The organism is Mesorhizobium sp. M5C.F.Cr.IN.023.01.1.1, from assembly GCF_003997585.1.
Classification (GTDB): domain Bacteria; phylum Pseudomonadota; class Alphaproteobacteria; order Rhizobiales; family Rhizobiaceae; genus Mesorhizobium; species Mesorhizobium wenxiniae.
Window position 1 is genome coordinate 1 of the sequence record NZ_RZSU01000002.1, and the last position, 20,386, is coordinate 20,386.

The 20,386-nt window shown below is 63.4% G+C and carries 19 protein-coding genes and 2 pseudogenes; 14 read left to right on the forward strand and 7 right to left on the reverse strand.

Going from position 1 to position 20,386, the window contains the following annotated elements:
* The 3 genes and pseudogenes from EOA78_RS01065 to rsmA form a co-directional block, all read left to right on the forward strand.
* Nucleotides 1-374: pseudogene (locus tag EOA78_RS01065) on the forward strand (peptidylprolyl isomerase); the annotation flags it as partial.
* The gene (gene pdxA / locus EOA78_RS01070; RefSeq protein ID WP_164783598.1) at nt 371-1,405 is read left to right on the forward strand and encodes a 4-hydroxythreonine-4-phosphate dehydrogenase PdxA; all 1,035 of its coding nucleotides are present in this window, start codon (nt 371-373) and stop codon (nt 1,403-1,405) included. The pseudogene EOA78_RS01065 and the gene pdxA, both read left to right, overlap by 4 nt.
* Before the next feature lie 22 nt (nt 1,406-1,427).
* Nucleotides 1,428-2,267 (forward strand): 16S rRNA (adenine(1518)-N(6)/adenine(1519)-N(6))-dimethyltransferase RsmA, encoded by an 840-nt coding sequence (gene rsmA / locus EOA78_RS01075; protein ID WP_127313492.1) that lies wholly within the window; start codon nt 1,428-1,430, stop codon nt 2,265-2,267.
* A gap of 16 nt (nt 2,268-2,283) precedes the next feature.
* On the opposite strand, the gene gmk is transcribed toward rsmA, so the two are convergent.
* The 7 genes from gmk to fabD all read right to left on the reverse strand — a co-directional run bounded on the left by gmk (nt 2,284) and on the right by fabD (nt 8,832).
* Nucleotides 2,284-2,958 (reverse strand): guanylate kinase, encoded by a 675-nt coding sequence (gmk, locus tag EOA78_RS01080; RefSeq protein ID WP_027152668.1) that lies wholly within the window; start codon nt 2,956-2,958, stop codon nt 2,284-2,286.
* A gap of 5 nt (nt 2,959-2,963) precedes the next feature.
* Complete coding sequence (locus EOA78_RS01085) at nt 2,964-3,854, reverse strand: YicC/YloC family endoribonuclease (RefSeq protein ID WP_127313493.1); 891 nt, start codon at nt 3,852-3,854, stop codon at nt 2,964-2,966.
* Between the two features lie 176 nt (nt 3,855-4,030).
* Nucleotides 4,031-5,269 (reverse strand): endolytic transglycosylase MltG, encoded by a 1,239-nt coding sequence (mltG, locus tag EOA78_RS01090; RefSeq protein ID WP_127313494.1) that lies wholly within the window; start codon nt 5,267-5,269, stop codon nt 4,031-4,033.
* Between the two features lie 102 nt (nt 5,270-5,371).
* The gene (gene fabF / locus EOA78_RS01095) at nt 5,372-6,634 is read right to left on the reverse strand and encodes a beta-ketoacyl-ACP synthase II (protein WP_127313495.1); all 1,263 of its coding nucleotides are present in this window, start codon (nt 6,632-6,634) and stop codon (nt 5,372-5,374) included.
* Nucleotides 6,635-6,668: 34 nt separating this feature from the next.
* A complete protein-coding gene (locus EOA78_RS01100; RefSeq protein ID WP_006203723.1) occupies nt 6,669-6,905 on the reverse strand; it encodes an acyl carrier protein in 237 nt (78 codons plus the stop codon).
* A gap of 189 nt (nt 6,906-7,094) precedes the next feature.
* Nucleotides 7,095-7,832, reverse strand: a complete 738-nt coding sequence (fabG, locus tag EOA78_RS01105) for a 3-oxoacyl-[acyl-carrier-protein] reductase (RefSeq protein ID WP_029354396.1) — start codon at nt 7,830-7,832, stop codon at nt 7,095-7,097.
* Between the two features lie 58 nt (nt 7,833-7,890).
* Nucleotides 7,891-8,832, reverse strand: a complete 942-nt coding sequence (gene fabD / locus EOA78_RS01110; protein WP_127313496.1) for an ACP S-malonyltransferase — start codon at nt 8,830-8,832, stop codon at nt 7,891-7,893.
* 247 nt (nt 8,833-9,079) lie between these two features.
* Here fabD and EOA78_RS01115 point away from each other — a divergent pair, with 247 nt between their 5' ends.
* The 11 genes and pseudogenes from EOA78_RS01115 to EOA78_RS01165 all read left to right on the forward strand — a co-directional run bounded on the left by EOA78_RS01115 (nt 9,080) and on the right by EOA78_RS01165 (nt 20,363).
* The gene (locus EOA78_RS01115) at nt 9,080-11,023 is read left to right on the forward strand and encodes an LTA synthase family protein (RefSeq protein WP_127313632.1); all 1,944 of its coding nucleotides are present in this window, start codon (nt 9,080-9,082) and stop codon (nt 11,021-11,023) included.
* A 301-nt stretch (nt 11,024-11,324) separates the two neighbouring features.
* Nucleotides 11,325-11,819 carry a 30S ribosomal protein S6 gene (rpsF, locus tag EOA78_RS01120; protein WP_127313497.1) on the forward strand — a complete coding sequence of 165 codons (495 nt, stop codon included), beginning with the start codon at nt 11,325-11,327 and terminating at the stop codon, nt 11,817-11,819.
* Nucleotides 11,819-12,067, forward strand: coding sequence for a 30S ribosomal protein S18 (rpsR, locus tag EOA78_RS01125; RefSeq protein WP_006203718.1), 249 nt, complete (start codon nt 11,819-11,821; stop codon nt 12,065-12,067). Before rpsF ends, rpsR begins: the two co-directional genes overlap by 1 nt.
* Nucleotides 12,068-12,332: 265 nt before the next feature.
* The gene (gene rplI, locus EOA78_RS01130; RefSeq protein WP_127313498.1) at nt 12,333-12,917 is read left to right on the forward strand and encodes a 50S ribosomal protein L9; all 585 of its coding nucleotides are present in this window, start codon (nt 12,333-12,335) and stop codon (nt 12,915-12,917) included.
* Nucleotides 12,918-13,195: 278 nt separating this feature from the next.
* Nucleotides 13,196-14,485, forward strand: coding sequence for a cyclopropane-fatty-acyl-phospholipid synthase family protein (locus EOA78_RS01135; protein WP_127313499.1), 1,290 nt, complete (start codon nt 13,196-13,198; stop codon nt 14,483-14,485).
* Nucleotides 14,486-14,569: 84 nt separating this feature from the next.
* A complete protein-coding gene (locus EOA78_RS01140) occupies nt 14,570-14,893 on the forward strand; it encodes a YnfA family protein (protein ID WP_127313500.1) in 324 nt (107 codons plus the stop codon).
* 3 nt (nt 14,894-14,896) lie between these two features.
* Nucleotides 14,897-15,860 (forward strand): annotated as a pseudogene (locus EOA78_RS01145) (small ribosomal subunit Rsm22 family protein).
* 242 nt (nt 15,861-16,102) lie between these two features.
* A complete protein-coding gene (locus EOA78_RS01150; RefSeq protein ID WP_065009846.1) occupies nt 16,103-17,593 on the forward strand; it encodes a replicative DNA helicase in 1,491 nt (496 codons plus the stop codon).
* 22 nt (nt 17,594-17,615) lie between these two features.
* Nucleotides 17,616-18,221: a hypothetical protein gene (locus tag EOA78_RS01155; protein ID WP_127313501.1), complete on the forward strand. Its 606-nt coding sequence runs from the start codon at nt 17,616-17,618 to the stop codon at nt 18,219-18,221.
* Nucleotides 18,221-19,624: a DNA repair protein RadA gene (radA, locus tag EOA78_RS01160; RefSeq protein ID WP_127313502.1), complete on the forward strand. Its 1,404-nt coding sequence runs from the start codon at nt 18,221-18,223 to the stop codon at nt 19,622-19,624. Before EOA78_RS01155 ends, radA begins: the two co-directional genes overlap by 1 nt.
* 85 nt (nt 19,625-19,709) lie before the next feature.
* Complete coding sequence (locus EOA78_RS01165; protein WP_127313503.1) at nt 19,710-20,363, forward strand: CvpA family protein; 654 nt, start codon at nt 19,710-19,712, stop codon at nt 20,361-20,363.
* Nucleotides 20,364-20,386 lie beyond the last annotated feature (23 nt).

Consider the following 20,386-nt stretch of genomic DNA (forward strand, 5'->3'; position numbering starts at 1 on the left):
GCGCTACGCTGTCCAAGCGCAAGCGCGAAGCCGATGCCATGCGCGCCCGCTTCAACAGCTGCAACACCTCGCGCGAATTTGCCAAGGGCCTGATCGACGTCACCGTTCGCGATCTCGGCCGGATACTGGCGCCGCAATTGCCGCCGGACTGGGCCGACCAGATCAAGGCCACCAAGGTCGGCGGCGCCACCCCCACGCGCGAGACAGACCGCGGCGTCGAGTTCATCGGCATCTGCTCGTCGCGCGAAGTGTCCGACGACAAGGCCGCCCAGATGGTGTTCCAGAGCGAAGGCTCGAGCGGCAAGGACGCCGACGAGCTCTCCAACAAGTATGTCGAGGAGTTGCGGAAGAAAGCCCGCATCGTCGAGCGCTGAAGTCGCCAGAGGTAGAGCTTCCGCTGGCGCTGAGCGTCGGCGATCCATCCGGCGTCGGGCCGGAAATCGCCATTGCCGCCTGGCGAGCGCGCGACAGCGCCGGTGTGCCGCCCTTCTATCTTATCGCCGATCCGGCGTTGATTGCCGCACGGGCGCGCTTGCTCGGCGCCGATGTGCCAATCACGGAGACGATACCAGCCAAAGCGGCGCGCGTCTTTGCACGCGCCCTGCCCGTCGTGCCCCTAGTCGCCCGCTTCGTCGACAGCACTGGCCGGCCGGACCCAGCCAACGCCGCCGGCATCATCGAGGCCATCGACCGCGCTGTTGACGACTGCCTTGGCGGCCGCGCGGCGGCAGTCGTCACCTGCCCGATCGCCAAGAAGCCGCTCTACGATGCCGGCTTCCGTTTCCCCGGCCATACCGAATATCTGGCGCATCAGGCGACACTCCACACCGGCGCAGAAGCGATGCCGGTGATGATGCTTGCCGGCCCCGAGTTGCGCACGGTTCCGGTCACCATCCACATTGCGCTGCGCGAGGTGCCGAAAGCGCTGACCACGGAGTTGGTCGTCGCGACCGCCCGCACCACCGCCGCCGACCTCGAACATCGCTTCGGCATTGCCAAGCCGCGGCTTGCCGTTGCCGGCCTCAATCCGCATGCCGGCGAAGGCGGCGCGATGGGCGCCGAGGACGAGCGCATCATCCGCCCGGCGATCGACAGGCTGAGGGCGGAGGGCATCGACGCTTTCGGGCCGCTGCCGGCCGACACGCTGTTCCATGCCCGCGCCCGAGCCGGCTACGATGTGGCGCTGTGCATGTATCACGACCAGGCGCTGATCCCGGCCAAGGCGCTGGCGTTCGACGAGGCGGTCAACGTTACGCTCGGCCTACCCTTCATCCGCACCTCACCGGATCACGGCACCGCTTTCGATATCGCCGGCAAGGGCATAGCCCGTGCCGACAGTCTGATCGCGGCGCTCAGACTCGCCCGCAGGCTTGCCGACATCGGGACGAAGGCTGCCGCCGCATGAGGCTTTGCATGAGAGCGGTCGCATGAGCATCGACGGGCTGCCGCCGTTGCGCGCGGTGATCGAACGCCATGGGTTGCAGGCGAAAAAGGCGCTCGGTCAGAATTTTCTGCTCGACCTCAATCTGACCGGCAAGATCGCGCGCGCCGCCGGCGACCTGACGGGCGCCACGGTGATCGAGGTCGGTCCGGGTCCCGGTGGCCTGACCCGGGCGCTGCTGTCCCACGGCGCGGCTCGGGTCATCGCCATCGAGCGCGACGAGCGTTGCCTGGCAGCGCTTGCGGAGGTGTCGGACCACTATCCGGGCCGGCTCGAGATCATTGCCGGCGATGCGCTGAAGACGGACTTTGCGGCGCTTGCCAAAGGCGCACATGGGGACAATGGATCTGTGAGGATCGTCGCCAACCTGCCCTACAATATCGGCACCGAACTTTTGATACGCTGGCTGACCGTCGCCGAGTGGCCACCCTTCTACGCATCGATGACGCTGATGTTCCAGCGCGAGGTGGCCGAGCGCATCGTCGCCCACCCCGGCAGCGATGCCTATGGCCGGCTGGGTGTGCTGGCAGGTTGGCGGACGGAGGCAAAAATCGCTTTCGACGTGCCGCCGCAAGCGTTCACGCCGCCGCCCAAGGTGGTGTCGTCGGTGGTGCATCTGGTGCCGCGGGCAAGTCCCCTGCCCACCGAGGTCAAGAGGCTCGGCCGCGTCACCGAAGCGGCCTTCGGCCAGCGCCGCAAAATGCTGCGGCAGAGCGTCAAGAGCCTCGGCGGCGAAGCCCTGCTCACTCGCGCCGGCATCGATCCGACCCGGCGCGCCGAAACGCTTGACGTCGAGGAGTTCGTGCGACTGGCCAACGCAGTGTAACTGCGCGGACGCGCCGCTAATCCGTCTTCTCGTCGAGCAGCCCCGAGACGAAATCGAATAGACCGGGCCGGCGGTCGCGTCTGAGCCGTTCGGCGATGACGATGCCACGAACTTCGGCGAAGGCGCGGTCGAGATCGTCGTTGATGATGACGAAATCATATTCCTTCCAGTGCTCGATCTCGTTGCGAGCGTTTTTCAGACGCGTCTCGATCACCGATTCCTGGTCCTCGGCGCGGCGCTTCAGCCGCGCCTTCAATTCTTTCATCGACGGCGGCAGGATGAAGATCGAGACGATGTCGGCGCGCATCTTCTCCTTGAGCTGCTGGGCGCCCTGCCAGTCGATGTCGAACAGCATGTCGCGGCCCTGTGCCAGCGCCAGTTCGGCCGGTTCACGCGGCGTCGCATAGCAATTGCCATGCACTTCGGCCCATTCGAGCAGTTCGTCTGAATCGCGCAGCCGCTCGAACTCGCGCATGGTGCGGAAATGATAGTGGACGCCTTCGATCTCGCTGCCGCGGCGCGGCCGCGTGGTGACGGAGACCGACAGTTCGAGACTGGAATCACTTTCCAGAAGATTGCGCGCGATCGTCGACTTGCCGGCCCCGGACGGCGACGACAGCACGAGCATCAGACCCCGGCGGCGAATGCGGGAACCCAAATCCCTGGCAACCATAGGCTCCTTGGCGACCATCAGGGTTACTCCAGATTCTGGACCTGTTCGCGAAACTGGTCGACGACCGCCTTCAGCTCCAGCCCTATGGCAGTGACCGCAGCGGCGTTCGACTTCGAACACAGCGTATTCGATTCGCGGTTGAATTCCTGCGCCAGAAAATCGAGCTTGCGGCCGATGGCGCCGCCGCCTGCCAGCAGCACCCGACCGGACGCCACATGCGTCTTCAGCCGGTCGATCTCCTCGCGGATGTCGGCCTTGGCGGCTAGGAACGCCGCCTCCATATGCAACCGGCTGGCGTCGAGATTGGCGGAGGCATCCATCAGCAGCCGAACCTGCTCGGCAATCCGTTCCCGAATCACCGTCGGCTCGCGCGACGGATCGGCCTCGGCGCGCACCGTCAGCGCCTCGATAGCGTCGATATGGCCGGACAGCAGCGAGAGTAGGGCGGCGCCCTCGCCCTGGCGTGCCTGCTCCAGGCCGCCCAGCGCCACTTCGAGCGCCGAGAGAATCGCGCTGTCGAGCGCCGCCCGCGCCTCTTCGGTTTCGGTGGTTTCGGGGATGTCGAGCACGCCGCGTAGCGAAAGCAGCCCGTCGGCTGTCGCAGGCGCTACGCCGAACTGCTCCTGCAGCCGCTTCGCCAGCCCCGCCAGATCCCTCAGGAAGGCCTCGTTGACCACGGGCTGCGCCTGCTGGCCGGCGGCACGGCTGATTGTCAGCGTTGCCTGGAAATTGCCGCGCGCAAAGCGCTTTTGCACCGTCTGCCTGACGGCCGGCTCGAGCCGCTCGAGGCCCTGCGGCAGCCGCAGCCTTACCTCGACGCTCTTGCCGTTGACCGACTTGACCTCCCAGGCGACCGACGTGCCGTCATGTTCGGCGACGGCCCGTGCAAAACCGGTCATGCTCTGCAAATTCATGATGCCCTTGCTTCCCCCTGGCGCATGATCCCGGAAGCGGTTCCGGCCAGACATGCGCGGCTTCAAAATGCCGGAGCGCCTTCGCGCCGAATCGGACGCAAGGCGCTCCTGATCACAAAATCAGCACGTCCCTGCCGTCAAACGAATCAGAGGGACCACCCCAGAACCGTCCGGCGCTACTGCGCCGCTCCCGCGTCGCCATCATCGCCGCCGTCCACCGGCGCATCGGTCTGACCTTCCACCTTGGCGGCGTCGGCCTTGGCAGGTCCGGCATTGGCAGCGTCATCGGCCAGCTTCTTCTGCAGCGCCCGGTAGCGGGCGACGTTCTCATTGTGCTCGGCGAGCGTCGCGGCAAAGACGTGACCGCCGGTGCCGTCGGCGACGAAATAGAGGTCGTCGGTCTTCGACGGGTTGGCTACCGCTTCCAGCGCCGCGCGGCCAGGATTGGCGATCGGCGTCGGCGGCAGGCCATTGATCAGATAAGTGTTGTAGGGCGTCGGCTTCTTGATGTCAGACTGGTAGATTGGGCGGTCCGCGGGTTTGCCCTTGCCGCCGAACAGGCCGTAGATAATGGTCGGATCGGACTGCAGCCGCATACCCTTGGCCAGCCGGTTGAGAAAGACGGCGGCGACCCGTGAGCGTTCGTCGCCCTTGCCCGTCTCCTTCTCGACGATCGAAGCCAGGATGACGAAGTCGTCGACATTGGCCAGAGGCAAATCGGGGGCGCGCCGCTGCCAGACGTCCTCAACCAGCTTCTTCTGATCCGCCAAAAGCTTGTCGACCATCTGCTGGCGTGTCGCGCCGCGGGTGAAACGCAGCGTGTCGGTAGCAAGGCTGCCCTCGGGTGGAATGGTCGCCGGCATATCGCCGTCGAGCGCTGCCTGCTCGGCGATGCGCTGCAGCGCCTGCTCGACCGTCAGTCCCTCGGGGACAGTCAGCGAATACATCACCGACTTGCCGCTCTTCAGCAACTCCATGATGTCGCGCATGGAGGCCTGCGGCTTGATCTCGTATTCGCCGGCCTTCAGGGCAGAATCATTGCCAAAGGCACGCACGCCAAGGCGGAAGATGCGCGCGTCGCTGATCAGTCCGCGCCGCTCGAGTTGCTCTGCAATTTCCTGGACGCCGGTGTTCGGCTTGACCAGAAAGGTGTCTGCATTGGCAGACGGGCCGGGCTCGTTGAATTCCTGCTTGCCGAAATACAATGCAAAACCGGCCGCCAGAATCAACAGCATCACCAAGGAGATGATGAAGTTCATGAACACAACGAACTGGCTGCGCGAGGCGCGCGAGCGCTTGGGCGGCGGCGTGCCGGCTTCGGGCCGCAATGCCTCGCTGGCCGTCTTCGGCACGATCGGACTCGACGGTGTGGACCGTTGCCCGAATTCCCCGTTGTCCGCCGCATTCGTGTTCATGGCGCCCTACCGTTTGGTCTTGCAACGAATCCCCTTGGGCAGAGTAGGGGCGAATATGGCAAAATTGACGGCACGCATACGCCGTGCCGGCCGGCTGACCGGTCAGCCATTGTAGCGCTGGAAGATCAGCGAGGCGTTGGTGCCGCCGAAGCCGAAGGAATTGGACAGCGCCACGTCGATCTGGCGGGAGCGCGGCTTGTGCGGCACCAGGTCGATCGCCGTCTCTCGCTCCGGGTTGTCGAGATTGATGGTGGCCGGCGCGATGTTGTCGCGAATGGCGAGGATCGAAAAGATCGCCTCGGCGGCGCCCGCCGCACCTAGAAGATGGCCAATCGACGACTTGGTCGACGACATCGATATTTTCGACGCGGCGTTGCCGACCAGCCGCTCGACGGCGCCGAGCTCGATCGTGTCGGCCATGGTGGAGGTGCCGTGCGCATTGATGTAGTCGACGTCTGCGGGCGTCAGCTTGGCCCGGTTCAGCGCCGCAACCATGCAGCGGAAGGCGCCGTCGCCATCTTCGGCCGGCGCGGTGATGTGATAGGCATCGCCGGTCAAGCCGTAACCGGTGACCTCGGCATAGATCTTGGCGCCGCGCGCCTTGGCGTGTTCCAGCTCCTCCAGAATGACGACGCCGGCACCCTCGCCCATGACGAAGCCGTCGCGGTCACGGTCATAGGGACGCGAGGCCGTTTCCGGAGCTTCGTTGCGGTCGGTCGACAGCGCCCGGCAAGCGGCGAAACCGGCGATCGACAGCCGGGTCACCGGCGCTTCCGCGCCGCCTGCGACCATCACGTCGGCATCGCCCCACATGATCAGCCGAGCTGCATCGCCGATAGCATGCGCGCCGGTGGAGCAAGCGGTGACGACGGCGTGGTTGGGGCCTTTCAGCCCATGCCTGATCGAAACCTGGCCGGAGACGAGATTGATGATCTGGCCGGGGATAAAGAACGGGCTGATGCGGCGCGGACCGCGCTCCTTCAGGATCATCGCGTTCTCGGCGATGCCTTCGATGCCGCCGATGCCGGAGCCGATCAGCACGCCGGTGGCGCACTGCTCCTCATGGGACTTCGGCGCCCACCCCGAATCCTTCAGCGCCTCGTCGGCGGCCGCGATCCCGTAGAGGATGAAGTCGCCGATCTTGCGCAGTTCCTTCGGCTCGAGAACGGCCTCGGGATTGAAGGTGGCGTTCTCACCATTGCCGCGGGGAACGACGTGGGCGACCTTGCAGGCAAGATCCTCCACCTCGAACTCGGTGATGCGCTTGGCTGCGCTGCGGCCGGTCAGAAGCTCCTTCCAGCCATGCTCGAAACCCACGCCGAACGGCGAAAGCAGCCCAAGGCCCGTGACGACGACACGCCTCATCGCAGGTCCTCCTCGATGGTGACTGCAAATAGCGTCAGGCCGAAGCCTTATCGATGTACTTCACCGCATCGCCAACAGTCAGGATGGTTTCGGCCGCATCGTCCGGGATCTCGACGCCGAATTCTTCTTCGAACGCCATGACGAGTTCGACCGTGTCGAGACTGTCCGCGCCCAGATCATCGATGAAGCTCGCCTGCTCCGTCACCTTGTCGGCATCGACGCCAAGGTGCTCGATAACGATCTTCTTGACGCGCTCTGCGGTGTCACTCATTTGGGCATCCTCGTCTTTTGTTTGTCTGTCTTCGTTAGCGGGCGGAATGCCGCTAATCAAGCTGAAAGATGGTCCTGTCGGAAACGCAACGGCACCGGACCGGTTTTTGCCCGAACCGCCGGGTTGCGGGCCGCATTACACGAAAATCGGGCTAGGTCCAAGGCGAAAAGGGGTGTTTTCCCGCAACTGTCAAATCATCGCCATGCCGCCATTCACGTGAATGGTCTGGCCGGTGACATAGGCAGCTTCGTTGGAAGCGAGATAGGCGACGGCCGAAGCGACTTCGGCGCTGGTGCCCATGCGCCGTGTCGGGATCGCCGCCATGATCGCCTCTTTCTGCTTGTCGTTGAGCTTGTCGGTCATCGCCGATTCGATGAAGCCGGGGGCGACGCAGTTGACCGTGATATTGCGGGTGGCAATCTCCTGCGCCAGCGACTTGGAAAAGCCGATCATGCCGGCCTTGGAGGCGCAGTAATTGGTCTGGCCGGGATTGCCGGTGACGCCAACCACGGAGGTGATGTTGATGATGCGGCCATGCCGGCGCCGCATCATCGGATGGGTGAGTTCGCGGGTCAGCCGGAACACGGCGGTCAGATTGACCTCGAGCACCGTATCCCAGTCGGCGTCCGCCATGCGTACGAACAGACCGTCCTTGGTGATGCCGGCATTGTTGACGAGAATGTCGACGCCTTCGAGATCGGCCTCGACCTTCTGGCCGAGCGCCTTGACCTCGTCGCGATTGGAAAGGTTCGCCGGGAACAGCTTGACCCGGTCGCCGAGTTCGGCCGCCAGCGTCTCCAGCTTTTCGACGCGGGTGCCGTGCAGGCCGACGACGGCGCCCTGCGCATGCAGCACCCTGGCGATCGCCTCGCCGATGCCTCCCGATGCGCCTGTGACGAGGGCCTTGCGGCCGGTCAATTCGAACATGTCTTGATCTCCTGATCGAAGAGAGAACACCCTACGGGCGGGGTCAAATCTCGGTTGGTTATGCGAGCGCCGCCAGCGCCGCGTCGACATCCGCCGGCGTGCCGACGGCGCCGGTGGCCATATCGCGGTTGATGCGCCGCACCAGTCCCGACAGCACCTTGCCGGCGCCCACCTCGTAAAGCGTCGCAATGCCATTCGCGTCGAACCATTCCACCGTTTCGCGCCAGCGCACGCGGCCGGTCACCTGTTCGACTAGGCGGCGGGCGATTGCGTCCGGATCGCTGGACGGAGTGACCGACACGTTGGAGACCACGGGCACGAACGGCGCGCTCTTCGTGACTTCGGCCAATGCCTCGCGCATGACCTCGGCCGCCGGTGCCATCAGCGCCGAATGGAAGGGCGCCGAGACCTGCAGCATCAGCGCCCGCTTGGCGCCCTTTTCCATGCACAGTCTCGCCGCCAGTTCGACCGCCGCGCCGGCGCCGGAGATCACCAGTTGGCCACCGCCATTGTCGTTGGCGATCTGGCAAACTGAATCTTTGGCCGCTTCAGCGCAGGCGTCTTCGACATCGGCCTGTTCCAGCCCGATGATCGCCGCCATGGCGCCTTCACCGGCCGGCACAGCCGCTTGCATGGCATTGCCGCGGATACGCAAGAGCCGGGCCGCATCGGCCACCGAAACGAAACCGGCGGCAGCAAGTGCCGAATATTCGCCGAGCGAGTGGCCGGCGACATAGGCGACCTTGTCCCTCAGCGAGAGGCCGCGCGATTCCAGCGCCCGGATCGCGGCGAGCGATACAGCCATCAGCGCCGGCTGGGCATTGGCGGTCAGCGTCAGCCTCTCTTCCGGCCCTTCCCAGATCAGCTTCGACAGGTTTTCGCCAAGCGCGTCATCGACCTCTTCGAAGATATGTCGCGATTCCGGAAAGGCGTCCGCGAGGTCCTTGCCCATGCCGACAGCCTGGCTGCCCTGTCCCGGAAAGGTGAATGCAACGGCCATGTGTGGCTCCCAAGCGGCTGATTTTTCCTGCCTGTGACGCAAGGCGGGCAGGCAAGTCAAGTCCGCTGGCAGCCCGACCCGGGTCGCTCCGGCTCGGTATCGCTGGCCGAGTACCTGTTCCAACAGGCTTTTTTTCGATCACTCATGATGAAAATCGCTCACGATTCGTTTGCTGGCTCTTCATATTTCAGCCACAGGCGCTAGCTTTTCGTGACATATCGATGACAGCTCAATGACACTTTTGTGTATGGTCGGGGGAACTAAGGTGGCAAGGACTAGGAAGGGCGTTGGCAAAGCCGCGCCACAGTTTCTGGAAGGCGATCCGGCCACTGGCTATCTGCCGGGCCGGAAATGGCCTGTTATTCGTTATGGCCTCGTCAGCCTGCTCGCCGCCACCATCCTGGTTTTTGCGATCGAACTGATCGTGCGCGGCGACTTTGCCGGTACCGTGGCTTTCTTCCTGCAGCCCTTCAAGCCGGGCTGGACCACCATCATCATCTTCGCGCTGATCCTGGTCGGCCTCGACGCCGTGCTCGGCCGCAGCCACCAGAGCCTGATGATCGTCGCGCCGCTGACGCTGGCGCTGGCCTTTGTCGGCCATCAGAAATCGCTCTATCTCGGCGATCCGCTCTATCCGACCGATTTCCTCTATTCACGCCAGATCGTGGCGCTGATGCCGCTGCTGGTGCGCGAACGTCCGGGAACCGCCATCGCTCTGGCGATCGGCATCGTTGGCAGCCTGTCGCTGCTCGTTTATGGCTGGCGGCTCTGGCGTCGCCGGGTACCGGTGCTCAGCCGCAAGGGGCGCCTGGCCCGGCTGACGCTGACCGTGCCGCTGCTCGCCTTCTTCGTCTCGATCATGGACTATGCAACCTTCTCGTGGACGCGTGACCGGCTGCAGATCATCCCGATCATGTGGGACCAGAAGGAAAACTACGCCTCCAACGGTTTCGCGCTCGCCTTCGCGCTCAATGTGCCGATGGCCCATGTCTCGGCGCCTGCCGGTTATTCCGGCAAGTCGATCGCAGCGATCGACAGGCCTGATGTGACGGCCTCGGTACCGGCCGAGAAGCCCGACATCATCATCGTCATGAGCGAATCCTTCTGGGATCCGACTGAGCTGCCCGGCGTCACCATCACGCCCGATCCGATTCCCAATGTGCGGGCGCTGCGCTCGGGCTACATGTTCTCACCCGAATTCGGCGGCATGACCGCCAATGTCGAATTCGAGGCGCTGACCGGCTTTTCCAACGCCTTCCTGCCGGCCGGCAGCATCCCCTACCAGCAATATGTCCGCGCGCCGGTGCCGTCGATGGCGACGTTCCTGAAGAGCCAGGGCTATGAGACGCGCGCAATCCATCCGGGGACGAGCTGGTTCTGGAACCGCACGCCGGTCTATGCGGATTTCGGCTTCGACGACTTCAAGTCGGAACAAAATATGCCATATCTCGAAAAGCGCGGTCCTCTGGCCTCGGACGCGGCGATGACCGACGAGATCATCCGCGAGGCCGATGCCACCGACGATCCGCTCTTCTTCTTCGCCGTCAGCCTGCAGAATCACGGACCCTACGAGCCGAATCGCTACTACAATCCGACCCACAAGGTGCAGGCGCCGACCAGCCAGTGGGCAAAGGATTCACTGCTGAGCTTCACCGAAGGTGCATCCGACGCCGATAAGGGCCTCGAGCGCCTTGTCGAATGGGCGAAGAACCGCCAACGGCCGACAGTCATCGCCTTCTTCGGCGACCATCTGCCGCCGCTCGGCCCGGTCTATGTCGAGACTGGCTTCCTCAAGGATAATGTCGCGCCGCGCAAAGAGCCGCCTGACCAGATGCTGCTGCATCACCAGACGCCGCTGGTCGTATGGTCGAACCGCACCGGGCCGGCCGCGGACATGGGCGCGGTAAGTCCGGCTTTCCTGCCCTACCATATCCTGACCACGGCCGGGATCAGCCATCCCTATTACACCGGCTTCCTCGGCCAGATGCGCGAGCGCTACAGCGTCGTCGATCGTAATTTGTTGATGACGCCGACGGGCGAGGACACGCCCGACTGGGCGCGACAGAAGAAGATCGATCCGGCCATTCGCGATTTCCGTCTGCTGCAATACGACATGATGTTCGGCAAGCGCCATGCGGCGCCCGATTTCTTCCCGGAAACGGTGAACAAGCGCGTCCCGCATACAAGCTGAAGATGCCGCGACGTATCGTCCTTGGAGCGGCGGGTTTTCTGCTCGCCCTTGCCTTGCGGTCAAATTCCTGTATAGACGCCCGCAATCTGCCGGTCCTTGCTGGGGGCTGAACGGAGGGCCGGAGGTTTTTCGAAACCTTCGTGTGGAGCCAGAAGCGCTTCCGCCTCCCGTGTCTCCGCTCTCGACCGTCTCGTCATGCTCCTTTCTTCCCCGCCCCCTTCTAGGGATCGGCGGGTCAGAGAAGTTGCAGAGGCTTTTGCCGCGGGAACCGGGAGAGAAACGAAGAAAGGCAAAGAACAATATGGCTCTTTACGAACATGTGTTTCTTGCCCGGCAGGACCTTTCGCAGCAGCAGGTCGATGCGCTTGTCGAACAGTACAAGGGCGTCATCTCCGCGAATGGCGGATCCGTCGGCCGGGTCGAGAACTGGGGACTGAAGTCCCTCACCTACCGGGTCAACAAGAACCGGAAGGCATACTATACGCTGATGGACATCACCTGCCCGCCGGCCGCGCTCAACGAGATGGAGCGCCAGATGGGCCTGTCCGAGGATGTGCTGCGTTTCCTCACCATCAAGGTCGATGCACATGAGGAAGGCCCGTCGGCGATGATGCAGAAGCGCGAAGAGCGCTCGGAACGCGGCGGCTTCGGCGACCGTGATCGCGGCGCACGCTCGTTCGGCGACCGCGATCGCGGCGACCGTGGCGATCGCCCGCCGCGCAGCTTCGGTGGCGATGCCGGTGCAGATCGTGGTCCGCGCCGTCCGCGCGAAGGTGTTGAAGGGGGTGCAGAATAATGGTCGACATCAACCAGATCCCGACCCGGCGCCCGTTCCATCGCCGCCGCAAGACCTGCCCGTTCTCCGGAGCCAACGCGCCTAAGATCGACTACAAGGACGTACGTCTTCTGCAGCGCTACATTTCTGAGCGCGGCAAGATCGTGCCGTCGCGCATCACCGCCGTCAGCCAGAAGAAGCAGCGCGAGCTCGCCAAGGCGATCAAGCGCGCCCGCTTCCTCGGACTGCTGCCCTACGTGGTTCGCTAACACTCTTTCAGCGGGCGGTTCGCCGCCCGCTCTACCAACGGCGACGGGCGCCGCAGGGTTGAACTTGATTGATGCATGTCGTTGTCCCAAAACCGGGACCACTTTTGGGCGACATGCATTGAAAATCCCGGGTTGAGGTGAAGACCTCTAACTGCCGCGACAGGCAGGACAGCGACATAGGCGGCAACGCCCTCAGCTTCCTGACCTGTTCCAGACAATTCGGCGTCGATGCCAGTGATTGGCGCCCAAACGAAGGAACAAAACTATGGACGTCATTCTTCTCGAGCGCGTTTCCCGCCTCGGTCAGATGGGCGATACCGTCAAGGTCAAGGATGGTTTCGCCCGCAACTTCCTGCTGCCGCAGGGCAAGGCGCTGCGCGCCAACGAAGCGAACAAGAAGAAATTCGAAGGCCAGCGCGCCCAGCTCGAAGCCCGCAACCTCGAGCGCAAGTCCGAGGCCATGCAGATTTCGGAAAAGCTCGACGGCAAGAGCTTCATCGCCGTGCGTTCGGCCGGCGAAACCGGCCAACTCTACGGCTCGGTGTCGACCCGCGACATCGCAGAGCTTTTGACGGCGGAAGGCTTTTCGGTCAACCGCAACCAGATCCTGCTCAACCAGCCGATCAAGACCATCGGCCTTACCAATGTGGCGATCGCGCTGCATCCGGAAGTCGAGGTCACCATTACGCTCAACATCGCCCGCACCGCCGACGAAGCCGAGCGCCAGGCTAAGGGCGAGACGCTGACCACAGCCGAAGCTATCTATGGAGACGATATCAACGACAATGCGCGCCCGGACAACTTCTTCGATCCCAATGCCGAGTTCGAAGGCGGCGAAGACAACGGCTGATTGCACGTCACAAGCCGTCAGAGCGGCGCTTTAAAACGTTTCGTCGGCTTCCAGTCACTTTTGGACCAATGCCCAGGCCCCTCGCCTGGGCATTTTTGTGCCAAAAGGAACTTTTCGAACCCCTATATGTTGAGGCAGACTACAGCGCCGCGCGTCCTTTTGACGCGCAAAGGAAGCTGTAGAACTTTGGTTTGGCGCATGATCCTTTCCGAAAATCGAATCCGATTTTCGGGGTCATGCGCCGAGCCAGCGTGTCTGGCCGAGAGGGGATATTGGTCATGAATATTCTGCTGAGACGCATTCTCGACCGCCTGGTGCGCACCGGCAACCTCAAAGTCACCGGACCGAAAGGCCGCTCGGTGATTTTCGGCGACGGCACTGGCGATCCGGTGCACATGCACATCAAGACCGCGCATGCTGAGCGCGCCATCGCCTTCGATCCGATGCTGGCGGTGCCGGAGGCCTACATGGACGGCGAACTCGACATACTCGAGGGCGGCGTGCTGGGGGTGATGCGTATCGCTTTCCAGAACATGGGTAGCGGCGGCATCGATGCCACCTGGTCGAAGGCAATCGAGGGCCTGCGCCACGCCTTCCGCCGCCTGCAGCAGATCAACACGGCGGCGCGCGCGCGCCGCAACGTGCAGCGCCACTACGATCTATCGGGCGAACTCTACCGGCTCTTCCTGGACGAGGACATGCAGTATTCCTGCGCCTATTTCGAGCGGCCGGACATGACGCTCGACGAAGCGCAGGCCGCCAAGAAGCGCCACATCGCCGCCAAGCTCAGGCTGAAGGCCGGTCAGACGGTGCTCGACATCGGCTCCGGCTGGGGCGGGCTCGGCCTCTATCTCGCCAAGTCCTTCGACGTAGACGTGCAAGGTGTGACGTTGTCGACCGAGCAGCATGGCGTCGCCACCGACCGCGCCCATGCGCAAGGCCTGGAAAACCGCGTGCATTTCGAATTGAGGGATTATCGCGAGCTCAACGAGCGCTTCGACCGCATCGTCTCGGTCGGCATGTTCGAGCATGTCGGCGTCAACCACTACCGCACCTTCTTCGACAAATCGGCGACGCTCTTGAAGCCGGACGGCGTCATGCTGCTGCACACGATCGGCCGCTCCGGCGTGCCGTGGGCAACCAGCGCCTTCGTCCGCAAATACATCTTCCCGGGCGGCTATATCCCCTCGCTCTCGGAAGTGATGCCGGCGATCGAAAAGTCGGGCCTCATCGTCACCGACATCGAAATCCTGCGGCTGCATTATGCCGACACGCTGAAGCACTGGGGCGAGCGCTTCGCCGCAAACCGCGACAAGGCCAAGGCGATTTACGACGAGCGTTTCTGCCGTATGTGGGAGTTCTACCTAGCAGCCTCGGAAGCCGCCTTCCGCTGGCAGGATCTGGTGATCTTCCAAATCCAGATCGCCAAGAAGAACGACACGCTGCCGATGTCTCGCGACTATATGGCCAAATGCGAGAAGGCGCTGGAGATGCGCGACATGGGACATCGCCCAAAAGCCCCTACCGCCAAGCCCGCGCGGCGGCGCAAGGTGGCGGATACGGAATAGACTGCCGGCGATCGCCCCATTGCGGCTTGCCTTTGCCGGCCCGCACGCTGAAAAAGGTCTCGTCGTCGCCGCGAGACCTTTTTCATGACCTATCTCATCTTCATCGTTGCTGCCCTCGCCGAGATCGCCGGCTGCTTTTCGATCTGGGCGTGGTGGCGGCTGGAAAAGTCGCTGCTGTGGCTGGCGCCAGGCCTGGCCTCGCTCGCATTGTTCGGCTTCCTGCTGGCGCTGGTAGACGTCAGCGCGGCGGGCCGTGCCTATGCAGCCTATGGCGGCATTTACATCGCCGCCTCGCTCGGATGGCTGTGGCTGGTGGAAGGCGTGCGTCCCGACCGTTGGGATCTTGCCGGGTCCGCGCTCTGCATCGTCGGCACCTCGGTCATCCTGCTCGCACCTCGGGGTGCCTGAGCTATGGAACTGCCTATCCCGCTTCGACAGGGCGTCGAGCGCCTCCTCGAAAAAGTGCCGCTGCCGACGCTGAAGCAAGCGGCAAAAACGCTGTCGGACCGTTACCGCGCCGAACTGCGCGACGGCCGCCTGCACATGGCCGAGGAGATGGCGGTCAAGGCCTATCTGGCGACGCGGCTGCCGGCGACCTATGCCGCCGTCCGTGCCAGCCTCGATGTGCTCAGCGAGGCAAGACCCGATTATGCTCCGAAAACCCTGCTCGATATAGGCGCCGGCCCTGGTACGGTGCTCTGGGCCGCGCTCGATGTCTGGCCCGACCTCGAGCAGGCGGTGCTCATCGAGGCGAGCGCCGCGGTGCGCCGGGTCGGCGAGGCGCTTGCCACTGAGGCGATGACGGCCATGGTCGCCTGGCAGGCCGGCGATGTCACCCTCGATCTCGCCGATCTCAAGCCGGCCGAGCTGGTCACCTGCGCCTATGTGCTGGACGAGATCGGACCAGCGTCGCTGCCAAAACTCATCGACCGGCTCTGGCACCTGACCGACAACACGCTGCTGGTCGTCGAGCCGGGCACGCCGGCCGGATGGCAGCGCATCCTTGCCGTGCGCCGGCAGCTGGTCGAGGCGGGCGCGCATGTGCTTGCGCCTTGCCCGCATGAGGCTCCCTGCCCGCTCGTGCCGCCCGACTGGTGCCATTTTTCGCGCCGTGTCGCGCGTTCGCGCCTGCACCGGCTGGCCAAAGACGCCGACGTGCCATGGGAGGACGAGAAATTCATCTACATCGCCGCCTCCCGCCAAGCTGTTGCCCCACCGCAGGCACGTGTGATCGCACCGCCGAAATCGGGCTCCGGCAAGGTCCTGCTGAAACTTTGCGAAAAGGACGGCAGTGCCGACGAGAAACTGTTCACCAAGCGCCACGGTGAACTGGTTCAAGGCGGCGCGGCGGCTGGACTGGGGTGATTCCGTCTAGCGGCTTCGGCCCGCGTCCACTACACACTTGATTTTGTTCTTCGTTTGTTCTAGCTATCGCGCAGAATCACGACCTTACCGAGTCAACCGGAATCGGAGCACGGGAATTCCGTGCTGTGGACGGTTTATCATTCCTGTGAACAGTGGGCATCAAAGCCGGTTGGACACGTACTGTTGCAGATAAGTCAGCACTGATTTTTCCCATTCTGATATCGAGGAGCCGGGATCGAAATCGGGGACATCATGGCAGAGGCAGCACGAAAATTCGGCGTGGCGGAAACACCGCTCTATCGCGAGGCACCGAACAACATTGAAGCTGAGCAGGCGCTGCTCGGCGCCATCCTCGTCAACAACGATGCTTTCTACCGCGTCTCGGATTTCCTGAAATCCGGCCATTTTTACGAGCCGCTGCATAGAAAAATCTTCGAAGTCGCCGCCGAACTCATCCGTATGGGCAAGATTGCGACACCGATCACGCTGAAGACCTTCCTGCCTGCCGACGAGAAGGTCGGCGACATGACGGTTGCTCAATATGTCGTACGGCTGGCCGTCGAAGCGGTGACCGTCGTCAACGCCGCCGACTACGGCCGTGCCATCTATGATCTCGCCACGCGACGCGCACTGATCACCGTCGGCGAAGACATGGTCAACATCGCCTACGACGCGCCAGTCGACATGTCGCCGTCCGAGCAGATCGAGGATGCCGAGCGGCGCCTATTCGAACTGGCCGAGACCGGCCGCTACGATGGCGGCTTCGAGAGCTTCACCGACGCGGTCAAAACCGCCGTCGACATGGCCAACGCCGCCTATATGCGCGACGGGCACCTGTCGGGCGTCGCCACGGGCCTGCGCGATCTCGACCGCCGCATGGGCGGCCTGCAGCCATCCGATCTGATCATCATCGCCGGCCGCCCCGGCATGGGCAAGACCTCGCTTGCCACCAACATGGCCTTCAACATCGCCGAAGCCTATGTGCCGGCACAACAGGCCGACGGCTCGTTCAAGGCGGCCAATGGCGGCGTCGTCGGCTTCTTCTCGCTCGAAATGTCGTCGGAACAGCTCGCTACCCGCATCATTTCCGAGCAGACCGAAATCCCGTCGTCGAAAATTCGCCGCGGCGAGATCAGCGAGATGGACTTCGAAAAGCTGGTCGCCTGTTCGCAGACCATGCAGAAGATCCCGCTGTTCATCGACCAGACCGGCGGCATCTCGATCGCCCAGCTATCAGCGCGCGCGCGGCGGCTGAAGCGCCAGCGCGGCCTCGACGTCATCGTCATCGACTATATCCAGTTGATGCAGGGGTCGAGCGCCAAATCCTCGCAGAACCGTGTGCAGGAGATCACCGAGATCACCACCGGCCTGAAGGCGCTGGCCAAGGAGCTTGCCGTGCCGATCATCGCGCTGTCGCAGTTGTCGCGTCAGGTCGAAAGCCGTGACGACAAGCGCCCGCAGCTCTCAGATCTGCGCGAATCCGGTTCGATCGAGCAGGACGCCGACGTGGTGATGTTCGTCTACCGCGAGGAATACTATCTGAAGAACCGCGAGCCGAAGCCCGGCACCGACGAATACATCAAATGGGAAAACGAGATGAACGAGATGCGCGGCAAGGCCGAGGTCATCGTCGCCAAGCAGCGCCACGGCCCGACCGGCTCCGTCAGCCTCGCCTTCCAGGGCGAATTCACCCGCTTCTCCGACCTCGCTGAGGAGCATCATATTGCGGAGAGGTTTGAGTAGCCCTTGATTTCGGAGCAGCCGGTTGGATTTTAGCGATATCTATCAGAAGATGAAATTTGAAGGGTACGAAATCTCTGCGGACGAACGCATCCAACTTACCGACTATTTGAAATCGAGGGGTTCAGTTTCTCTCCCGGAATCACACGCCGCGATACTAGTGTTTTGTTACTCTAGCGATTCGACGCCCGAGAACGTTAGATTGGTGAGGAAATTCCTTACCGAACATGCTGATGACTACGCCCGCAGTGCCGCAGTGAGCGGCCTCTATCGCATTTGGCGCTTGGGAACAGCTTCCGATATCAACGATCTGCTGAGTTTTTTGGCTCTCTGGTTGGTGGAATCTCGGCATGACACCTCCGTGGCTGCGATCGGGTGCGCTTTCCATTTGATGCATCAGCGCCACGATCGCCGCCTTTCGACAGGACTTATGAGCTTGCTAGAGACGCTGCACGAAGAAGTCAGGCGAGAGAATGAATTTGCGGTCAGTTTATTCATTTATGCGTGTTGGTCGGCACAGGACAGTTGGGCTCAGAGCAACGGACAACGTCGCGTCCATTTCGATGCGATCGAAGAGGCTTTGCCGGTTTATTGGGATCGCTCCAAATACCTCTTGGAATCAATAAACTGATGGCCAAATCGCGCATCCAGTTCATCTGCCAGAATTGCGGTTCGGTGCATCAGCGCTGGGCCGGCAAATGCGATGCCTGCGGCGAGTGGAACACGCTGGTCGAGGAAGGCACCGCCGGCGGCATCGGCTCGGGTCCGGCCAACTCTCGCAATGCCCGCAAGGGCCGCGCCGTGGTGCTGACGACTTTATCCGGCGATATCGAGGATACGCCGCGTATCGTCTCCGGCATCGGCGAACTCGACCGCGCCACCGGCGGCGGCTTCGTGCGCGGCTCGGCCTTACTGGTCGGCGGCGATCCCGGTATCGGCAAGTCGACGCTGCTCACTCAGGCTGCCGCAGCCCTGGCGTCCAGGGGCCACCGCATCGTCTATGTCTCGGGCGAAGAGGCGGTTGCCCAGATCAGGCTGCGTGCGCAGCGGCTCGGCGTCGCCTCGACCCCGGTGGAGCTTGCCGCCGAAACCAATGTCGAGGACATCCTCGCCACCATCGCCGACGGCAGGCGGCCGGACTTGGTGATCCTCGATTCGATCCAGACCTTGTGGACCGACCTGGCCGATTCGGCGCCCGGCACGGTCACCCAGGTGCGCGCCGCCGCCCAGGCGATGATCCGCTATGCGAAATCCACAGGAGCGGCGATCGTGCTGGTCGGCCACGTCACCAAGGAAGGCCAGATCGCCGGGCCGCGCGTTGTCGAGCACATGGTCGACGCGGTGCTTTATTTCGAGGGCGAAGGCGGCCACCACTACCGCATCCTGCGCACGGTCAAGAACCGCTTCGGACCGACTGACGAGATCGGCGTCTTCGAAATGTCTGATATGGGCCTGCGCGAGGTCGCCAATCCGTCCGAGCTTTTTCTCGGCGAACGCCACGCGAAAGCGCCGGGCGCCGCGGTTTTCGCCGGGATGGAAGGCACAAGGCCGGTGCTGGTCGAGATCCAGGCGCTGGTGGCGCCATCGTCGCTGGGCATGCCGCGCCGCGCCGTCGTCGGTTGGGACGGGGCCCGGCTGTCGATGATCCTCGCCGTTCTCGAAGCCCATTGCGGCGCCCGCTTTGGCACCCATGACGTCTATCTCAACGTCGCCGGCGGGTACCGTATCTCGGAGCCGGCTGCCGATCTGGCGGTAGCGGCCGCACTGGTTTCCTCGCTCACCGGCCTTGCCCTTCCCGCCGATTGCGTCTATTTCGGCGAAATCAGCCTTTCGGGCGCCGTGAGGCCGGTTGCGCATGCGCAGCAGCGCCTGAAGGAAGCCGAAAAGCTGGGTTTTGGAAGCGCGGTTCTGCCCTTGGGCAGCGAGGAACTTGCCGGCGGGATAGGGGCCGGCGCTTTCCAGCCCACCGAGCTTGCCGATCTCGTGGCGCGCATAGCCGGCTCACGGCGCAGCCGCGCCGACGAGCAAGACTAGAGCATCGGACCCAAAAGTGGGAACCGGTTTTGGGATAATCCGATGCTCCACGCTATAGTGCGGCTCATGGAGTGGGGCAAAAGACATGCCGATTACGCTGCTTGACGGAATTCTCGTCGGCTTCACCTTGGTCTCGGCGATGCTCGCCATGGTTCGCGGCTTTTCGCGCGAGATCCTCTCCGTCGTCTCCTGGATAGCGGCGGCGGCTGCGGCGTTCTTCTTCTACCAACCGGTCCTGCCTTACGTTCAGCCCTATGTCGACAATGAGAAGATTGCCATGGTGGTGGCCGCCGGCATCGTCTTCATCGTCGCGCTGATTGTCGTCTCCGTCATCACCATGAAACTCGCCGACTGGATCATCGATTCCAGGGTCGGCGCGCTCGACCGCACGCTCGGTTTCCTCTATGGCGCGGCGCGCGGCATACTGGTCGTCGCGGTGGCCCTGCTGTTCTTCAACTGGCTGGCCGGCCCCAAGGCTCCGGGCTGGGTCGCCAACGCCAAGTCGCGGCCGCTGCTCGAATCGATCGGCGCCAAGCTCGAAAGCCTTCTGCCCGAGGATCCGGAGAACGCGATCCTCAACAGGCTCAATCCGAATCAGCCGGCGCCCGAGACCGGAGCCGAGACGCCTCCGGCGGCCGACGCGCCGGCAGCCGGCGACGATGCTCCGGCGCTCGACGGGAGCGCGACCGACGCGCCACCGGCCGACAATACACCGGCCAATCCGGCGCCGGCAAACTGACGATCATGTGAAAGCCGCAAACT

Bases quoted from the DNA above. Each gene is read 5' to 3' on its own strand.
- mltG (WP_127313494.1), bottom strand. From the start codon at position 5,269: ATGAACACGAATGCGGCGGACAACGGGGAATTCGGGCAACGGTCCACA.
- EOA78_RS01150 (WP_065009846.1), top strand. From the start codon at position 16,103: ATGGCAGAGGCAGCACGAAAATTCGGCGTGGCGGAAACACCGCTCTAT.
- fabG (WP_029354396.1), bottom strand. From the start codon at position 7,832: ATGTTCGAATTGACCGGCCGCAAGGCCCTCGTCACAGGCGCATCGGGA.
- EOA78_RS01140 (WP_127313500.1), top strand. From the start codon at position 14,570: ATGACCTATCTCATCTTCATCGTTGCTGCCCTCGCCGAGATCGCCGGC.
- EOA78_RS01100 (WP_006203723.1), bottom strand. From the start codon at position 6,905: ATGAGTGACACCGCAGAGCGCGTCAAGAAGATCGTTATCGAGCACCTT.
- gmk (WP_027152668.1), bottom strand. From the start codon at position 2,958: ATGGTCGCCAAGGAGCCTATGGTTGCCAGGGATTTGGGTTCCCGCATT.
- fabD (WP_127313496.1), bottom strand. From the start codon at position 8,832: ATGGCCGTTGCATTCACCTTTCCGGGACAGGGCAGCCAGGCTGTCGGC.
- rpsR (WP_006203718.1), top strand. From the start codon at position 11,819: ATGGTCGACATCAACCAGATCCCGACCCGGCGCCCGTTCCATCGCCGC.
- EOA78_RS01115 (WP_127313632.1), top strand. From the start codon at position 9,080: ATGGTCGGGGGAACTAAGGTGGCAAGGACTAGGAAGGGCGTTGGCAAA.
- EOA78_RS01135 (WP_127313499.1), top strand. From the start codon at position 13,196: ATGAATATTCTGCTGAGACGCATTCTCGACCGCCTGGTGCGCACCGGC.
- radA (WP_127313502.1), top strand. From the start codon at position 18,221: ATGGCCAAATCGCGCATCCAGTTCATCTGCCAGAATTGCGGTTCGGTG.
- fabF (WP_127313495.1), bottom strand. From the start codon at position 6,634: ATGAGGCGTGTCGTCGTCACGGGCCTTGGGCTGCTTTCGCCGTTCGGC.
- rplI (WP_127313498.1), top strand. From the start codon at position 12,333: ATGGACGTCATTCTTCTCGAGCGCGTTTCCCGCCTCGGTCAGATGGGC.
- rsmA (WP_127313492.1), top strand. From the start codon at position 1,428: ATGAGCATCGACGGGCTGCCGCCGTTGCGCGCGGTGATCGAACGCCAT.
- EOA78_RS01085 (WP_127313493.1), bottom strand. From the start codon at position 3,854: ATGAATTTGCAGAGCATGACCGGTTTTGCACGGGCCGTCGCCGAACAT.
- EOA78_RS01165 (WP_127313503.1), top strand. From the start codon at position 19,710: ATGCCGATTACGCTGCTTGACGGAATTCTCGTCGGCTTCACCTTGGTC.
- rpsF (WP_127313497.1), top strand. From the start codon at position 11,325: ATGGCTCTTTACGAACATGTGTTTCTTGCCCGGCAGGACCTTTCGCAG.